The 461-nt window shown below is 44.0% G+C and carries 1 protein-coding gene; it reads right to left on the bottom strand.

Annotated elements, in window-relative coordinates; genetic code table 11:
* On the bottom strand, positions 1 to 461 hold a 461-nt coding region (locus tag OS191_RS00165; protein ID WP_267153686.1), incomplete at both ends, for an HYR domain-containing protein.

Below are 461 nucleotides of genomic sequence, written 5' to 3'. Positions count from 1 at the left end.
GTAATATCAGCAGGACAGGATATGGTTGGTGCTTCTGCATCATTAACAGTCACGTCGAATGAACAAGAGTTTGTTAATCCAGCTGCATCCGTAATGGTATAGGTTACGGTTGTTGTTCCAATCGGGAAGGTATCTCCAGGATTGTGAGAGCTAGTTACAACAGCACCAGCACAGTTGTCAGCACCAGTAAGCGCTGTCCAAGTCACAACCGCATCACATTGACCAGCATCGTTACTTACAATAATATCAGTAGGACAAGCAATGGTTGGATTTTCAGTATCATTAACAGTCACATCGAAGGAACAAGAGTTTGTTAATCCAGCAGCATCCGTAATGGTATAGGTAACAGTTGTTACACCAATAGGAAAGGTATCTCCAGGATTGTGTGAGCTAGTTACATTAAAACCAGCACAGTTGTCAGCACCAGTAGGCGCCGTCCAAGTCACAACCGCATCACATTG

Source organism: Xanthomarina sp. F2636L (assembly GCF_026410195.1).
Taxonomy (GTDB): domain Bacteria; phylum Bacteroidota; class Bacteroidia; order Flavobacteriales; family Flavobacteriaceae; genus Xanthomarina.
Note: the sequence above shows the minus strand (reverse complement) of the source record. Positions and strands in the feature narration are given on the sequence as shown.